The 15661-nt window shown below is 71.3% G+C and carries 11 protein-coding genes; 4 read left to right on the forward strand and 7 right to left on the reverse strand.

What is annotated here, in order from left to right; all coding sequences use genetic code 11:
• Positions 1 to 59 precede the first annotated feature (59 nt).
• On the reverse strand, positions 60 to 2111 hold the full coding sequence (locus JIW86_RS24595) for a calcium-binding protein (protein WP_257556062.1): 2052 nt from the start codon (positions 2109 to 2111) through the stop codon (positions 60 to 62).
• A gap of 250 nt (positions 2112 to 2361) precedes the next feature.
• Here JIW86_RS24595 and JIW86_RS24600 point away from each other — a divergent pair, with 250 nt between their 5' ends.
• Positions 2362 to 3444, forward strand: coding sequence for a nucleotidyltransferase family protein (locus tag JIW86_RS24600; protein ID WP_215139413.1), 1083 nt, complete (start codon positions 2362 to 2364; stop codon positions 3442 to 3444).
• A 63-nt stretch (positions 3445 to 3507) separates the two neighbouring features.
• Here JIW86_RS24600 and JIW86_RS24605 read toward each other — a convergent pair whose 3' ends face one another.
• On the reverse strand, positions 3508 to 4809 hold the full coding sequence (locus tag JIW86_RS24605) for an LCP family protein (RefSeq protein WP_215139412.1): 1302 nt from the start codon (positions 4807 to 4809) through the stop codon (positions 3508 to 3510).
• A gap of 106 nt (positions 4810 to 4915) precedes the next feature.
• Between JIW86_RS24605 and JIW86_RS24610 the strand changes: the two genes are divergently transcribed.
• Positions 4916 to 5452 (forward strand): acyl-CoA thioesterase, encoded by a 537-nt coding sequence (locus tag JIW86_RS24610; protein WP_215139411.1) that lies wholly within the window; start codon positions 4916 to 4918, stop codon positions 5450 to 5452.
• A 45-nt stretch (positions 5453 to 5497) separates the two neighbouring features.
• Here the strand turns inward: JIW86_RS24610 and JIW86_RS24615 are convergent, their stop codons facing one another.
• Positions 5498 to 6877: an LCP family protein gene (locus JIW86_RS24615; protein WP_257556063.1), complete on the reverse strand. Its 1380-nt coding sequence runs from the start codon at positions 6875 to 6877 to the stop codon at positions 5498 to 5500.
• A gap of 281 nt (positions 6878 to 7158) precedes the next feature.
• Here JIW86_RS24615 and JIW86_RS24620 point away from each other — a divergent pair, with 281 nt between their 5' ends.
• Positions 7159 to 8184 carry a glycosyltransferase family 2 protein gene (locus JIW86_RS24620; RefSeq protein WP_215139409.1) on the forward strand — a complete coding sequence of 342 codons (1026 nt, stop codon included), beginning with the start codon at positions 7159 to 7161 and terminating at the stop codon, positions 8182 to 8184.
• A gap of 72 nt (positions 8185 to 8256) precedes the next feature.
• Here the strand turns inward: JIW86_RS24620 and JIW86_RS24625 are convergent, their stop codons facing one another.
• The 4 genes from JIW86_RS24625 to JIW86_RS24640 form a co-directional block, all read right to left on the reverse strand.
• Complete coding sequence (locus JIW86_RS24625) at positions 8257 to 9954, reverse strand: LCP family protein (RefSeq protein WP_257556064.1); 1698 nt, start codon at positions 9952 to 9954, stop codon at positions 8257 to 8259.
• Positions 9955 to 10014: 60 nt separating this feature from the next.
• Entirely contained in the window at positions 10015 to 11733 is a 1719-nt protein-coding gene (locus tag JIW86_RS24630; protein WP_257556065.1) for an LCP family protein, read from the reverse strand.
• A 222-nt stretch (positions 11734 to 11955) separates the two neighbouring features.
• Complete coding sequence (locus JIW86_RS24635; protein ID WP_257556066.1) at positions 11956 to 13173, reverse strand: LCP family protein; 1218 nt, start codon at positions 13171 to 13173, stop codon at positions 11956 to 11958.
• A gap of 187 nt (positions 13174 to 13360) precedes the next feature.
• Positions 13361 to 14110, reverse strand: a complete 750-nt coding sequence (locus JIW86_RS24640; protein WP_257556067.1) for a TIGR03089 family protein — start codon at positions 14108 to 14110, stop codon at positions 13361 to 13363.
• 140 nt (positions 14111 to 14250) lie between these two features.
• Between JIW86_RS24640 and JIW86_RS24645 the strand changes: the two genes are divergently transcribed.
• Positions 14251 to 15642, forward strand: a complete 1392-nt coding sequence (locus tag JIW86_RS24645) for a peptidoglycan recognition protein (RefSeq protein WP_257556068.1) — start codon at positions 14251 to 14253, stop codon at positions 15640 to 15642.
• Positions 15643 to 15661: the final 19 nt, after the last annotated feature.

Raw genomic sequence — 15661 nt, forward strand, 5'->3', positions numbered from 1 at the left:
ACCACTGATACGCGAACGACCCCCGGCATGCCGCCGGGGGTCGTTCGCGTGTCCGGGGGTCAGGGGCAGCTGACCCTGGTGTCGCCCGTGTCCGTGGTGCACGTGTCGGTGTTGTAGCCGCCGTTCGCGGTGTCGTTGGCGGGGACGCCGTCGACGGTGTTGAGGCGGTCGTTGCCGAAGTTGCCGATCAGGTTGTCGCTCCCGGGGCCGCCGAACAGGGTGTCGTCTCCGTAGCCCCCGTCGACGCGGTCGTTGCCGGGTCCGGCGTGAACGGTGTCGTTGCCGAAGCCCGCGTTGACGGTGTCGTTGCCGCTGAGGGCGCAGATGACCTCGTTGGAGAACGTGCCGTTGATCGTGTCGTTGCCGCTGGTGCCGGTGATCGTGCAGCCGCGGGTGTTGTTGACGGTGGTGGCGGCGCTCGCCGTGTTGTCCGCGGGGACCGGGTCGCTCTGGGTGGCGCTCGCCGTCGCCGTGTCGGTGAGGGCGCCCACGCGTGAGGGCTCGGCGGTGATCGTCACCGTGGCCGTGGTGTTGGGGGCGAGGCTGCCGAGGGCGCAGGTGGCCTGGGACGGGGTGTTGGTGCAGCTGCCCTGGCTGGTGGTGGCGGAGAGGATCGTGCCGTTACCGGTGCCGGTGAGGGAGTCGGTCAGCTGGACCCCGGTCGCCGTCGCGGTCGACGCGGACTTGTTGGTCACCTTCACGGTGTAGGTCACCGTGTCACCCAGGGCGACCGTGGCGGGGGTGCCCGTCTTCGTCACCAGCAGGTCCGCGGTCGCCGGGGGCGGGGTGGTTCCCGAGACCTCGTAACGGATCACACCGCGCGCGGTGCCGTCCTCCGTGACGCCGGCCACGACGAGCTTTCCGTCGGGCTGGATGACGAGGGCCTGGCCCTGCTCCCAGTCGTCCTCGTAGAACGGGCCCACGTCGGTCGTCACCTTGCCGTCGCCGCTGAAGGTGCTGTCCAGGCTGCCGTCGGTGTTGTACCGGACCACCGCGAAGTCGTGGGGGTCCCCGGTTCCGGCCCCGCCTCCGGCGGCGACGATCTTGCCGTCGGACTGGAGTGCCACGTCATTGGCGGTGCCGGAACCGGCCTCGAAGGTGGTGCCCACCCGGCCGTCACCGCCGAAGGTGGTGTCCGGGGTGCCGTTGGTGTTGAAGCGGGCCGTCGTGAAGCCCTCGGAGCTGTAGCCGGACACGACGATCTTGCTGTCCGGCTGCAGCACCACGCCGTTCGCGGCGTCGATCGCGGTTCCCCAGTCGAGGAGCAGCTGCCCGTCGCCGTCGAAGCCGGTGTCCGGGCTGCCGTCCGGGGTGTAGCGGGCCATGACCACGTCGGTGCTGTAGGCGGGGGGCACGTACCCCGCCGTGCCCACGGCGACGATGGTTCCGTCGGACTGCAGCGCCAGGTCCTGGACCGATGCGCCGCCGACCGCGAATGGGCTCGTCACCCGGCCGTCCCCGCCGCCGAAGGTGTTGTCCAGGCTGCCGTCGGGCATCAGGCGCGCCAGCGCGAAGCCGCCCTGGGCCCCTCCGGCGGCGAGGATCCTGCCGTTGCCCAGCACCCGCACCGCGGCCCCCGAGGAGCCTTGGCCGAAGTCCGGGAACACCCGGCCGGCGTTGCCGAAGGTCGTGTCCAGGGTGCCGTTCGGGAGGTAGCGCAGCAGGGTGAACTGGCCCCAGGCGATGCCGTTCTGCTCGACGATGCTGGAGCCGGCCACGACGATCTTCCCGTCCGGCTGGAGCGTCAGCGCCTGGCCCGAGTCACCGGAGCTGATGGTCGTCGCCACCGCGCCGCCGTCGCCGAAGGTGGTGTCCGGGGATCCGTCCGCGTTGTAGCGGAGCAGCGAGAAGGCGCTGTCGCCGCCCTCGGCCGGTGTCAGGGTCCCGACGGTGAGGATCTTGCCGTCGGGCTGGAGCACCATGTCCGGGCTGTCCTCGTAGTAGGCGAGGTCGGTGATGACGATCCCGTCGCCCGCGCCGAACGTCGGGTCCAGGTCGCCCGGCGCCCCCAGCGCCGCGCCCGGCCCGGCGACCACGAGCGCCACGGCCGCTGCGGTCGCCGTGCAGGTCAGGCCGAGTCTTCTGCGGAGACCGGTGATCGAGGTGAGCATGCGGACGACTCCTTCTGGGGGTGCCGGAGGATGGTCACGGTCCGTTCCCGGCCGGCGAGCGTCCGGGGACCCGCGCGAAGGATCGTAGGAGTCAAGATCGACGGGGCGGCCCGGTCATTTGGGGACACGCCGGGCACTACGGCTGTACGGGTGTGCGCTGGTGTGCGTTACTCCACCTCAGGCCCTTGGGTGCCACTCGGATGGGCTAAATTTGGACCTTCGTACGCCGGAGTCGGTTGGGGAGAACGCAATGACGGAAGCGATCCTGCTGGTCGGCGGACAGGGGACGCGGCTGCGTCCCGTGACGGTGAACACGCCGAAGCCGATGGTTCCGACCGCAGGCGTCCCGTTCCTCGCCCACCAGATAGCCCGTGCCGCCGCCGCCGGTGTCACGCACATCGTGATGGCCACCTGCTATCTCGCCGAGGTCTTCGAGCCCTACTTCGGCGACGGATCCGAGTTCGGCGTCCACCTGGAGTACGTCGTCGAGGACGAGCCGCTCGGCACCGGCGGCGCCATCCGCAACGCAGCCCGGCTGCTCACCGGAGGCCCGGACTCCGCCGTCCTCGTCTTCAACGGGGACATCCTCACCGGCCTGGACATCGCCGGCCTCGTCGAATCCCACAAAGCGGCCGACGCCGACGTCTCCCTGCACCTGGTGCGGGTGGAGGACCCGCGCGCCTTCGGTCTGGTCCCCACCGACTCCGAGGGGCGGGTGCTGGCCTTCACCGAGAAGCCGCAGACCCCCGAGGAGATCATCACCGACCAGATCAACGCCGGCTGCTACGTCTTCCGCCGCAGCGTGATCGACTCGATCCCGGCGGGCCGCCCGGTCTCCGTCGAGCGCGAGACCTTCCCCGGCCTGCTGGCGTCCGGCGCCACGCTGCACGGCGTCACCGAGAACACCTACTGGATGGACCTGGGCAAGCCCGAGGCCATCGTCCAGGCCTCCGCCGACCTGGTCCGCGGCGTGGTCTCCTCCCCGGCCGTCCCCGGCCGCCGCGGCGAGTCCCTCGTACTGCCCGGCGCCCAGGTGGCGCCCGGGGCCAAGCTGTCGGGAGGCACGGTCGTCGGCGCCGGCGCCCGGATCGAGGCGGGCGCGGTCGTCCAGGGCTCCATCGTGCTGGAGGGCGCCGTCATCGGCGCCGACGCGCAGGTGAGCGCCGGGCTGATCGGCGCGCGCGCCTCGGTGGGCGCGCGGACCGTGCTCGACGGCGCCGTCATCGGCGACGACGCCGTCGTGGGGGCCGACAACGAGCTCCGCGCGGGCGCCCGGGTATGGTGCGGAGCCCAGCTGCCCGACGCCGCCATCCGCTTCTCCCCGGACGCCTGACCCGCTTCTCCCCGGACGCGTGATCCGGGGAGACGTGATCCGGGGAGGCGGGCGCGGTCGCCGTCAGTTGCCGCGGACGGTGACCTTCTCGTCGTTCTGGATCTGCTTCACCAGCTGCTGCACCTTCGCCTTGTCCCAGACGAGGTTGCCGCCGCGCTGCCCGGAGATCGGCATGTTCATCGAGACGCCGTCACCGCCGTTGACGCCCTTCATCGCGAAGAACATCTGACCCATGTCGTACAGGCCCATGTCCTTGTCCACGATGAGGGTGTCCAGGCCCGCGCCCAGCAGCGGGTAGAGCTCGAACGGGTTGAGGACCGTGGACGGGGTCGCCGCCTGGCTGGCCAGCGCGGACAGGAACTTCTGCTGGTTCTTCGTCCGCTGCAGGTCCGACTCGGCGAAGGCGTACCGGGTCCGTACGAAGGCCAGCGACTGCTCGCCGTTCAGGGTCTGCTTGCCCGCCTTGAAGTCGGCGCCCGACTTCTCGTCCTTGAAGCCCTCCTCGATGTCCAGCTCCACCCCGCCCAGCGCGTCCACGATGTTCGCGAAGCCGGCGAAGCCGATCTCCGCGTAGTGGTCGATCCGCAGGCCGGTGTTGTGCTCCACCGTGCGCACCAGCAGCTCGGGGCCGTCCTCCGCGTACGCCGCGTTGAGCTTGACCCGGCGCCCCTGCGCGGGGAACTTCTTGCCCGACTGGGAGCCGACGAAGGACGGGATCTCCACGTCCGAGTCGCGCGGCAGCGAGATCATCGTGTTCCCGCTGGAGCACTTCGCCAGGATCATCATCGAGTCGGTCCGCTTGCCCTCGGCCGAGCCCGTGTGGAGCTTCTTCTTCTCCTCGTCGGACATGCCCTCGCGGCTGTCGGAGCCCACGATCAGGTACGTCGTGCAGTCGCCCTCCTTCGGGCGCTCGATGACCTTGGACAGGTCGACCTCGCGGCGCACCTTGGAGTCCGCCCAGAAGTAGGTGGAGACCGTGGTCACCACCAGCGCGGAGACCAGCACGATCGAACCGATCTTGATCCGCTTGCGCCAGTCCGGGGCCGGTCCGGGCGCCCGCCCGGGGCGGCCGGGCCCCGAGGGCGGCTGCGCGGGGCCGCCGGGACCGCCGGGGCCCGAGGGGTTCCCGTAGACCTGGCCGGTGTTGTAGCCGCTGTCGTAGCCGCCGTACGTGTCGTGGCCCTGCGCCTGCTGCGGGGGCACACCGGGTGCGGGCGGCGGCCCGGGCCGCCGGGCGGGCGGCGGTACCGCCGGGCGCGGGGGCTGCTGCCGCTGGACATGCCGCATCCGCTGCGCGCCCTCGGGCTGCGCTCCCGCGCTGCCGCGCCCGTACCCGTCGTCACGACCTTCAGGCCAGTCATTCATGCGCCCTAGGATGCCTGCCCGGGCGTGTCGTCCGACAGCCCGGGGGGACTTCCGTGCCGGTCCTGTTGCAGAGCTGATGCCTCCACAACGCATCTAAGGTGTCCGTATGACAGAGATACCGGGCGAGCTGCCCGGGAAGCCGACCGCGGCCTCCCGTACGACCCTCAGCCACATCATGACGGCCAACGACACCAACCTCCTCGGCACGGTGCACGGCGGCGTGATCATGAAGCTGGTGGACGACGCGGCCGGGGCCGTGGCCGGGCGGCACTCCGGTGGCCCCGCGGTCACCGCCTCCATGGACGAGATGGTCTTTCTCGCCCCCGTACGGGTCGGTGACCTTGTGCACGTGAAGGCCCAGTGCAACTGGACGGGCCGCTCCTCCATGGAGATCGGCGTACGGGTCCTCGCGGAGCGGTGGAACGAGTCCACCCCCGCCACCCAGGTCGGCAGCGCCTACCTGGTCTTCGCGGCCGTGGACGCCGACGGCAAGCCCCGCCGGGTCCCGCCCGTGCTGCCGGAGACCGAGCAGGACGAGCGGCGCTACCAGGAGGCCCAGATCCGCCGCACGCACCGGCTCGCCCGCCGCCAGGCGATCATGGCCCTGCGCGAGGAGCGGGCCGCCCAGGGCTTCGACGAATGACCCACGGCTGACCGGCACCCGTCCGGCAGCCGCCCCGGTGCCGGCTCACTGCCCGCAGGTCACCTCGTCGCCCGTGAGCACCCCGAAGGTGCCCTGGTACGGATCCTCCGCACGCACCGGCACCACCTTGCGGTAGTCCGAGCCCGCGATCACCACCACCGTCCGGCCCTGGCGCGCCACCGCCCGCAGCTCGCTGCCGGGCAGCGCGGCCGCCACCGACCGGGCGGAGCGGTCCCAGCGCGGGTCGTACGTGATCACCGTGCGCCTGACGTCGCGGCCGGCGCCGTTGCCCGGGGCCCGGGTGGTGTCGAAGCCGGTGGCGCGCAGGGCCGCGTCCACCCGGCCGCCCAGCCCGTCGATCCGGGTTCCGTTCTCCACCTGGACCCGGACCTGCTGCGGGGGCACGTCCACGGGCACCGCCGCGGCCCGGCCCGCGGTCTTCCCGGGCCGGGCCGGGGCGAGCGGCCGGTCCTGGCGGAGCGCCTCGAACAGCTTGGCGGCCTTCGGCTCGTCCCACTTCACGGTGGAGCCGATGCTCTTGACCGGGAACGAGGGGTCGCCGACCGGCACGGAGGCGAACTCCGAGGAGGAGGGGGTGAAGTCCCGCATCGCCTGCCCGAGCGCCAGCATCTGCTCCGAGCCGAAGCCCGTGTCGGCCCGGACCGAGCCGAGCAGCGTGGAGCTGACCTGCTTGAACTTCACCGGGTTGAGCAGCACCCCGCCGCTGGTCGCCTGCTTGATCAGGGCGGCGACGAACCGCTGCTGGCGCTGCATCCGGCCCAGGTCGGAGGCCCCGTCGATATGGCGCGAGCGCACGTACTGCAGGGCCTGTCCGCCGGTCAGGCGGTGGGTGCCGGGCAGCAGGTCGAGGCCGGTGTTCGGGTCGCGCATGGTCTTGGCGGTGCAGATGTCCACCCCGCCGATCGCGTCCACCGTCTTCATGAAGCTGGTGAAGTCGACCTCCAGGTAGTGGTCGATCTTCACCCGGGTCATGTTCTCGACGGTCCGCACGGTCAGGTTGGGCCCGCCCTCCGCGTAGGCGGCGTTCAGCTTCACGGGGTGCGCCTTGTGCGCCTTCCCGGTGACGAGGTCCTGGTGGGCGGGCACCTCCGCGTAGCTGTCGCGGGGCAGGCTGATGACGCTCGCCCGCTCCCGGTCCGCCGACAGGTGCACGAGCATGATGGTGTCGGTGCAGTGGCAGGGCGCCCCGCCCAGGCGGTACTCGCGCTTCTCCTCCGGACTGATCTTCTCCCGGCCGTCGGTGCCGACCAGCAGGAAGTTCAGGCCGTGCCCGGCCTGCGGGCGGTTCTTCATGTCCTTGAACGGGTCCACCCGCTCGATCCCGGTGTCCAGCCCGGTCATCACGGCATGCCCGACGGCCCCGCAGCCCAGCACCACCACCGACAGTCCGGTCGCGATCCGCACCCCCCACCTGGGTCTGTCGCCCCGGCGCCGGGCCGGACCGCCGCCCGCACCGCCGCGCCGTACGCGCTGCGGCTGGGGCGGCCTGGCGGGACGGGTGGGACGGTGCGGCTGGGGCACGGTGGACACCTCCGCGGGGACAGCAGGGGGACGATCGGCATGGATCTGATTTGTCAGAACAGTAGGCCCATACGATCAGCCTCTGTCCGTACCGCTCACTCGGCGCGCACCCGGTTCCCCCGTACGCGGTAACGTGACACCGATACCCGACCTTGAAGGACCACATGCCCGCCCAGCAGCCCGCAGTCTCGGTGATCATGCCGGTGCTCAACGAGGAGCACTACCTCCGCGACTCCGTCCGCCACATCCTGGAACAGGAGTACGCGGGCGAGATGGAGGTGGTGATCGCGCTGGGGCCGTCCACGGACCGCACCGACGAGATCGCCGCCGAGCTCGTCGCCGAGGATTCCCGAGTCCACACCGTTCCGAACCCCACGGGCCGGACCCCGGCGGCCCTCAATGCCGCCATCAAGGCCTCACGTCACCCGATCGTGGTACGCGTCGACGGCCACGGCATGCTCTCGCCGAACTACATCGCCACCGCGGTGCGCCTCCTGGAGGAGACCGGTGCGCAGAACGTCGGCGGGATCATGCACGCCGAAGGCCAGAACGCCTGGGAAGAGGCCGTCGCCGCCGCGATGACCTCGAAGATCGGTGTCGGCAACGCGCCGTTCCACACCGGTGGCCAGGCGGGACCGGCCGAGACCGTGTACCTCGGTGTCTTCCGCCGCGAGGCGCTGGAGCAGCAGGGCGGCTACAACGAGGAGTTCATCCGCGCCCAGGACTGGGAGCTGAACTTCCGCATCCGCGAGGCCGGCGGCCTGATCTGGTTCTCCCCGGAGCTGAAGGTCCAGTACCGCCCGCGCCGTTCCGTGAAGGCCCTGGCCAAGCAGTACAAGGACTACGGGCGGTGGCGCCACGTGGTGGCCCGCTACCACGCGGGCTCCATCAACGTGCGCTACCTGGCCCCGCCGACCCTGGTCTGCGCGATCGCGGCGGGCGTGGTCGTGGGTGCGGCCGTCACCCCGCTCGGCTTCGCCGTCCCGGCCGGCTACCTCGCGGCGATCGCCGTGGGCTCCATCCCGGCGGGCAAGGGCCGCTCCCTCAAGGCCCGGGCGCAGATCCCCGTCGCCCTGGCCACGATGCACCTGTGCTGGGGCTACGGCTTCCTGACGAGCCCGCGCTCGCTCGCGAACAAGCTCATCGCGACCCGCCGCCCGGCCGTGCACCGGGACGCCTCGCAGGTCTGAGACGTACGAAGGGGCCCGGCGGGGCGGCTGTGATCCGGACAGCCGCCCCGCCGGGCCCCTTGTGCGTACGCGCTACCAGGTGAAGCCCTCCTGGATCGGCATGCAGGCCTTGTCGTTGTCGCCGTTGAGCGCGTGGGCGGACGTCGGGGCCACCGTCGGGGCGGGCGGCGGCGGGGTCGGCGCGTTGCCGGTCCGCCAGTCCTTGCCGACGAACAGGACGATCCCGGAGACCTCGTCGGTCTTCTGCAACGCGGTGGCGGGCAGGCCGAGCGCGGTGGCGACGGCAGCGGCGTCGGCCGCCTGAGCGTCGGTGGCGAAGCGGACCACCGTGGCGTCCTCGGCCCCCGTCTGGGTGTCGGCGGTGGCCTTGGCGAAGCCCTTGCCGTTCAGCAGCGTGGCGACGTCGGTCGCGCGGAGCTTGACCTTGGCCTCGGCGCCGTCCTTGCCGCCGGTGGCGTTGCGGACGGAGACCGCGATCTTCGCGGGCGACGAGGCAGGTGCGGTGGTCGCGGCGGTGGTCGGCTGGGCCGGGGCGGAGGGCGTCGCGGGGGAGCCCGGCGAGGGGGAGGCGCCGGCCGCCGGGGTGCCGGAGCCCTTGCCGTCGAGCGCGATGTCCTCGCGGACCATCCGGAACAGGTCCTCGGCCTCGCCCGCCAGGGGCTCCACCCGTCCGTTCATGCCGGGCTTCGTGCTGTAGACCCACGGCATGGTGGTCATGGTGATCCGCCCCGGCGGGACCTTCTTGAGCTCCATGCTGAGGTCGTACAGCTTGTCGATCTTGTTCAGGCCGGGGTCCACGACCATGGCGTCGATGGCCGCCTGCGCAAGGCTGTTGAGCTTCACCGGGTTGGTGAGCTTGGCGTTCTTGCGGAACTCGCGGGCCATGGAGTTCATGTACTGGTGCTGGGCGTGGGTACGGGCGATGTCGGTGCCGTCCTCGAACCCGTAGCGGGTGCGCAGCCACTGCAGGGCCGTCTCGCCCTGGATCTTGGTCTCGCCCTTCTCCAGCTTCAGGCCGGAGCCCTCGCCGGTGCGGGTGCGGGAGTGGACGTTCTGCTCGACGCAGACCGGGACGCCGCCGATGGCGTCCGCCATCGAGACCACGCCCTTGAAGTCGATCATCATGAAGTGATCGATGGGGATCTTCGTCAGCTCGGTCCAGGCGGCGACCGTGCAGCCCGGTCCGCCGCGCTGGAGGGACTCGTTCGTCTGGACGAGGCCCTTGCTGGCCGGGTGCACCTTGCCGTTCGGCTCGGTGCACTTGGGCATCATCAGCATCGTGTCGCGCGGCATCGACACCACGGACATGTTGGTGCGGTCGGCGGACAGGTGCAGCAACATCTGCACGTCCGCCAGCGGCGGGCCGTCGAAGGTCTCCGTGGCCCCGCCGAGGGCCTGGTTCGCCGCGTCGTTGCGCGCGTCGGAGCCGATGAGCAGGATGTTCAGCGGGGTCTGCCCGAAGGAATTGGGCTTGGACCCGCCCAGTTTGGTCTCGCCGAGGTTCAGCGGGTCCGTCTTGATGCTGCCGTTCAGGTGGCGGTAGTAGAGGTAACCGCCCGCCGCCGTCCCGAGTATGAGCAGGGACAGCACGGACGACACCCAGCGCAGCACGCGCCGGCGGCCCTTCCTGGTGCGACGGCCGGCCGCCCGCCTGGCGGCCCGGCCGCCCCGCGGTGGGGGTACGGTGCCGGGTGCGTCCGCACCGCCGCCGGATATGCCGTCGGCGGCCTGGGCGGTCGCCCCCTCCTCCCGCACGTTGCTGTGCCTCACGCGTCCCCCCTCGAAATACCAATTGGTCGAAATCGTGCCGGTATCACCGGCCAATCCCCGTTACTTGGCGCAGATCGCCTTGTCCGCCTGTGCCTGCTGGACGTCCTTGGGCAGCTCCTGCGGAACCGGCGCCGCCAGCGGGGCGCCCGGCTGCTGGAAGTCGGGGCCCAGCGTCAGCTTCATCGGCGTCTTGGCCGAGGCGTCCGCCGTCCCCATCTTCATGGCGGTGGCCGGGAGTCCCAGCATCTCCGCCAGCGCCCTGGCCTGGTCGGCCTGGTTGGGCGCGTACTCCAGCTGCGTGGCACCGACCTTCGCGGGGGCGTTGCCGAGGTTGCTGGCCTTGGGTACGCCCTTGGTGTCCTGAAGCCACTTCAGGGTGGTGGAGGCCGCGCCCTTGGGGCCGCCGCCGTTGTACACGTCCACCCGTACGTCCGCCGCGGGCGCCTTGTTGCCCTGGAGCAGCGCGTCCTGCTTGGCCTTCGTGTCCGCGTCGGCCGCCTCCTTCGCGGCCTGCTCCTTCTTCTCGACCTCCGTGAGCGAGACGTCCCCCCGGATCATCTGCAGCAGCGGATCGGCAAGCGCCTGGTCGACCACGACGGTGGCCTTGACCTTCTCGGCCGGGTTGTCGAGTACCGGCACGGTCGTGAAGGTGATGTTCTTGAGGTCGATGTCCTTCAACTCGCCCGCGAGATCGGTGAGTTTGTCGATGGACCCCAGACCCTGGTCCACGGTCAGCGACTTGGTGGCCGCCTCCGCGAGCGAGAAGAACTTCTTCGGGCTCGTCAGCGTTTCCTTCGACTTCATCTCGCGCATCATCGAACCGAGGAACTGCTGCTGGGTCTTGATCCGGTCCAGGTCGCTCTCGTTGCCGAAGGCGTGCCGGGTCCGTACGAAGGCCAGCGCCTCCTCGCCCGACAGCCGGTGCTCGCCCTTCGACAGCTTGAGCTTGGAGTCCTCGTCGTCGACGGCCTTGTCCAGGCAGACGGGCACCCCGCCGACCGCCGTGCTCAGGGTCTTCACGGCGTTGAAGTCGACCATCATGAAGTTGTCGACCTCTATGCCGGTGAGCTCCTTGACGGTGCGCATCGTGCAGCCCGCGTCACGGCCCTCCTGACCCAGGCTGTTGTTGAAGCGGGTGCCCTTCGTGCCCTTGATCTCCTTCGTCGAGCCGTCCGGCTGCTTCGTCGGACAGTTCGGGATGTTGGTGATCAGGTCGCGCGGGATGGACAGCGCGGTGGCGTTGGAGCGGTCCTTGGCGACGTGGAACAGGATCGTGGTGTCGGCGTGGCCGACGCTGTCCTTGTCCCCGTAGCCCTCGTTGCCCGCACCGCTGCGCTTGTCGGTGCCGATGACCAGGATGTTGATGGCCTGGTCCTTCTTGAAGCCGCCGGTGCCCGCGCCCGCGATGTCGGTGACGCTGAGGTTGCCGTTCAGGTGGTCGTAGTAGAAGTACGCCGCCGCGGCGCCGCCGACCAGCAGGAACGCCAGCGTCCCGCTGGTGACGAGCAGTGCCTTCTTGCGGCGTCCGCCGCCACCGCCCTTGCGGGAGCGGCCGCCGCGCCGGCCGCCGGGCGGACCGTCGCCGCGCCGCGGCTTGGGTACGCCCGGGGAGGGTGCGGTGGGTGCGGAGGGCGCTCTGCGCGGGGCGGCCACGGTGGGCCGCTGCTGATGCGCTGTGGAGTCACCCAGTCGCAGTTCGTAGTTGCCGGTGCGGGGATTGAGCACCCACTGGTCTGCGGGGTCGATCTCGTCGGCCCGCCCACGGCTTTGCGCATCCACGGTTGCTCGAATCCTCCGTCGGTGCCTCGCGACGCGCCTCCCCCAGGCGCACGGTCAACGATCCGGCTGCTGGTGCCCGGCCTCTGGTCTGGCGGGGCACCGGATCGCTCACCATATCCGTCAGGTTCGGCTGCAAACCATGCTGGTGACAAATTCCACTCCCCTTATAACGGGGCGAACGGGTCATCCCACTCGGTTCGGTCACCGGCTTTTGGGATTGCTTTACCGGCAGTCGGCCATCCCCGCCGTGGTACCGGTAAAGGTAGGGACGGGTACGGGGGTCCCGGTGGTTCCCCCGTCCGTACGGCCCGCGCCGTCCCGTGGTGCTCCGGACGGCGTGGCCTCGACCGGCTCGATCCCGTTCTCGGGCTTCGGCGGGGCGACCGTCACCGGCTGGTCCGCCCGCAGCTGCTGGAACAGCCGGGCGGCGTCCGGCTCCACCAGCTCGTCCCGGTTCGGGTCGGCCGAGTACGGCTTGCGGGGGACCGTCAGGAACTTGATCTGGTCGGTCGGTATATCCCGTACGCCCCGTACGAGTTCGTACAGGCCGCGCAGCGAGGCCAGCCCCGGGTCCGTGGTCACCGAGGAGGTCGCGGCGTCCAGCAGCGGATACAGCCGGGCCGGGTTCAGCAGCACCCCGTTGCTCTGCACCTTCTTGACGAGCGAGCCGAGGAACTGCTGCTGGCGCTCCATCCGTTCGGTGTCGCTGCCGTTGCCCAGGCTGTAGCGGGCGCGGACGAAGCCCAGCGCCTGCTCGCCCTGGAGGGTCTGACGTCCGGCGGGCAGCCGCAGCTTGGCCTCGGAGTCGTCGATCGGCTGCTTGAGGCAGACCTCCACCCCGCCGATGGCGTCGACCATCTTCTTGAAGCCGCCGAAGTCGAGCACCATGTGGTGGTCGATCCGGATCCCCGTGAGCCTCTCGGCCGTACGGATCGTGCAGCCGGCCCCGCCCCACTGGAAGGCCCAGTTGAACTGCGCACGCTGTTCGCGGGTGCGACTCCCGTCCGCCATCAGGCACTCGGGGATCTCCGTCATCAGGTCCCGGGGTATCGACACCGCCGTCGCGCTCCGCCGGTCCGCGGGCACGTGCAGCAGGATCGTGGTGTCCGAGCGCTGGGTGCCCCGGTCCTGCCCGTAGCGGGCGTTGTCCCTGCCCGAGCGGGAGTCCGAGCCGATCAGCAGGATGTTCTGGGCGCCGTTCGCGAAGTGCGCCGGGCGGTCGCGCTCGTAGCGCCGCAGCTCGGAGGCCGCCGAGGTGTCCTCGGTGATGTTCCCGTCGAGCTTGTTGTAGAGCCACCAGCCGGTGGCCGACCCCGCCAGGACCACGAAGGCCGACCCGAGCCCGATCCAGCGCAGCAGTCGGCGCCGACGACTGCGCGGAGGCTTCGAGCCGCCTCCGGCCGTCCCGGTCCCGCCCGGTATGCCTGCGCTGTCCGTCACTGGCGTCCGTCCCCTCGCCGCTGCGACCCGCTCCGACAACGGCCGTACGGGTGGGTACGGCCACTGCCGATCCTGCCTCCGGGCGGCCGGGGCAGCCCGGGGGCAGGGGCGTGTCTAGGGCCATGTGGGTGACAAATCGGCCATTCTCGCCATTAACCAGTCTGGGTGACGGGACTCCAGGCCGCGATCAGACCGTGTGGGTGACGCGCTCGCTCTCGATCCGCTGCGCCACCGCGTCCTGCGACAGCCGGTCCAGATTCCGGCACAGCACCACGGAGCCGCCCGACGCCAGAGCGGCGTACAGCCCGGCCGAGAGGCCGTCCCAGGTGTCGTAGCCGAGCCCGGTCAGCACCCGCGAGCCCGGGCCGAGGCCGAGCTTCGCCGCGTCCTCGCGGGCGCGCGCCGTGAGCTCCGCGTGGGAGAACTCCTCGCCGCCGACGATCAGCGCGGGACCATCCGCCTCCACCGGGACGAAGGGTGCGAACCGGTCCCCCTGCCCCGGCACCTCGACCGCGTAGTCCGCGAACCCGGCCGGCGGCTGCGGGAACCGTCCGCCCAGCGGCCGCAGCGCGAGCGCCACCCGCTCCCCATCGCACTCCAGGGCCCGGTCCAGCGAGTCCGGCCCGCTGACGACGAGATCGGCATCGCCCGGGTACCCGTCCACCGAGGCCACGACCCCGACCGAGTCGCACGCGAGCAGCCAGACGGCGCTCTGCCAGTGAGCGGGCAGGAGCAGCGCGAGCCGGTCGCCGGGTTCGGCGCCCAGGTCGCCCTGGAGCAGATTGGCGGTCTTGGCCACCCAATTGGCGAAGGTGGCGACGGACAATTCCACGCGCTCGCCCGTGGCGTCGTCGTAGAAGGTGACGAGCGGGCGGCCCGGATCGGCGGCGAGCGCGGATCGCAGCAGGTCGGCAGGGGTGCGGTCAGTGGCGTTCACCCGGCACAGGGTACGCGGGCCCGTCCCCCGTACGGCGGCCCGCTGCTCCGCCGTACGGGGGAGGGGCAGGCCGGGGCAGGCCGGACGGGCCGTCAGTTCTCGGATGGCGCCCGCCCGTGCGGGTGCTCACCATCCTTTTCATGCGTGGATTCCTTGCTTCCTCGATCGGCGTCGCGACCGCCGCCGTACTGGCCCTGCCCGTCGCGTTCCCCACCGCGGCCCTCGCAGAGTCGTCCCCCGTGACCCCCGCCGGTTCCACCCAATCGCTGCCGCTCGTCCCCCTGGGACCCTCGGCAACCCGGACGCCCGGCGTCCCCGGGATGAGCGCCTCGCCGGGCGGCCTCCCCGAGACGCGGGGCCTGACCGCCCGCGAGGTCACGACGTTCTCGCTGGTCGGCGTGGTCTGGGACGATGCTGCCACCCAGCTGCACGGCACCGTCCAGGTCCGCACCCGCTCCGCGAAGACCGCGACCTGGTCCGGCTGGCAGGACGTCGAGACCCACAACAGCGAGCACGCGGCCGACCCCGACGCGGTGGAACGCGGCTCCGGCCGGATCCGCGGTGCCACCGCCCCGCTCTGGGTCGGCGAGTCCGACGGCGTGGAGGTCCGCGTCCAGGCGGAGCCCGGCACCCCGTCCACCCGCGCCCCCGCCCGGCTGCCCACGGGCATGCGGATCGAGCTCGTCGACCCGGGTGCGGAAACGCCCGCCACCGGGTCGGACGGCAAGAACAGCGGCCCCGAGGGCGACGACAAGGGCGAGGTGGTGGTGCCCGGCATGACGATGGAGATGGCGGAGTCCTCCGCCGCGAACATCCCGCACGCCGAGCTGGGCGCCAACGAGATCACCGAACTGGACAAGGCCGACTCCACCGCCGACGCGATCTTCGCGAGCGACGGCGAGCTGACCGCGGCGGCCGCCCCGTTCATCGGCCCGCGCCCGCGGATCGTCACCCGCAAGGGATGGGGCGCGGACGAGTCCCTGCGCGAGTCGGGCTTCGTCTACACGAACACGGTCAAGGCGGCCTTCGTCCACCACAGCGCCTCCGGCAACAACTACGCCTGCAAGGACGCCCCGGCGGTCCTGCGCAGCCTGTACCGCTACCACGTGGTCAGCAGCGGCTGGCGGGACTTCGGCTACAACTTCGCCGTCGACAAGTGCGGCACGGTCTACGAGGGCCGGGCCGGCGGAGTCTCCAAGGCGGTGCTCGGCGCGCACACCATGGGCTTCAACACGAACAGCATGGGTGTCGCGGTCCTGGGCACCTACACGTCCACGACCCCGCCGGCGGCGGCGGTCGACGCGGTCGCCCGCCTCACGGCCTGGAAGCTCGGCCTCTTCAGCCGGGACCCGCGCGCGAAGACGACCCTGACCTCGGGTGGCGGCAACCGCTACCCCAAGGGCAAGAACGTCACGATGAACGTCATCTCGGGCCACCGCGACGGCTTCGCGACGGCCTGCCCGGGCGCGAAGCTCTACGGAAAACTCCCGTCAACCCGCACCACGTCGGCCAAACTCCAGGGCCGCCCGTAGCCGCAACGCGATGCCCCGG

The organism is Streptomyces sp. NBC_00162 (assembly GCF_024611995.1).
Taxonomy (GTDB): domain Bacteria; phylum Actinomycetota; class Actinomycetes; order Streptomycetales; family Streptomycetaceae; genus Streptomyces.

Bases quoted from the DNA above. Each gene is read 5' to 3' on its own strand.
- JIW86_RS24595 (WP_257556062.1), bottom strand. From the start codon at position 2,111: ATGCTCACCTCGATCACCGGTCTCCGCAGAAGACTCGGCCTGACCTGC.
- JIW86_RS24600 (WP_215139413.1), top strand. From the start codon at position 2,362: ATGACGGAAGCGATCCTGCTGGTCGGCGGACAGGGGACGCGGCTGCGT.
- JIW86_RS24605 (WP_215139412.1), bottom strand. From the start codon at position 4,809: ATGAATGACTGGCCTGAAGGTCGTGACGACGGGTACGGGCGCGGCAGC.
- JIW86_RS24610 (WP_215139411.1), top strand. From the start codon at position 4,916: ATGACAGAGATACCGGGCGAGCTGCCCGGGAAGCCGACCGCGGCCTCC.
- JIW86_RS24620 (WP_215139409.1), top strand. From the start codon at position 7,159: ATGCCCGCCCAGCAGCCCGCAGTCTCGGTGATCATGCCGGTGCTCAAC.
- JIW86_RS24645 (WP_257556068.1), top strand. From the start codon at position 14,251: ATGCGTGGATTCCTTGCTTCCTCGATCGGCGTCGCGACCGCCGCCGTA.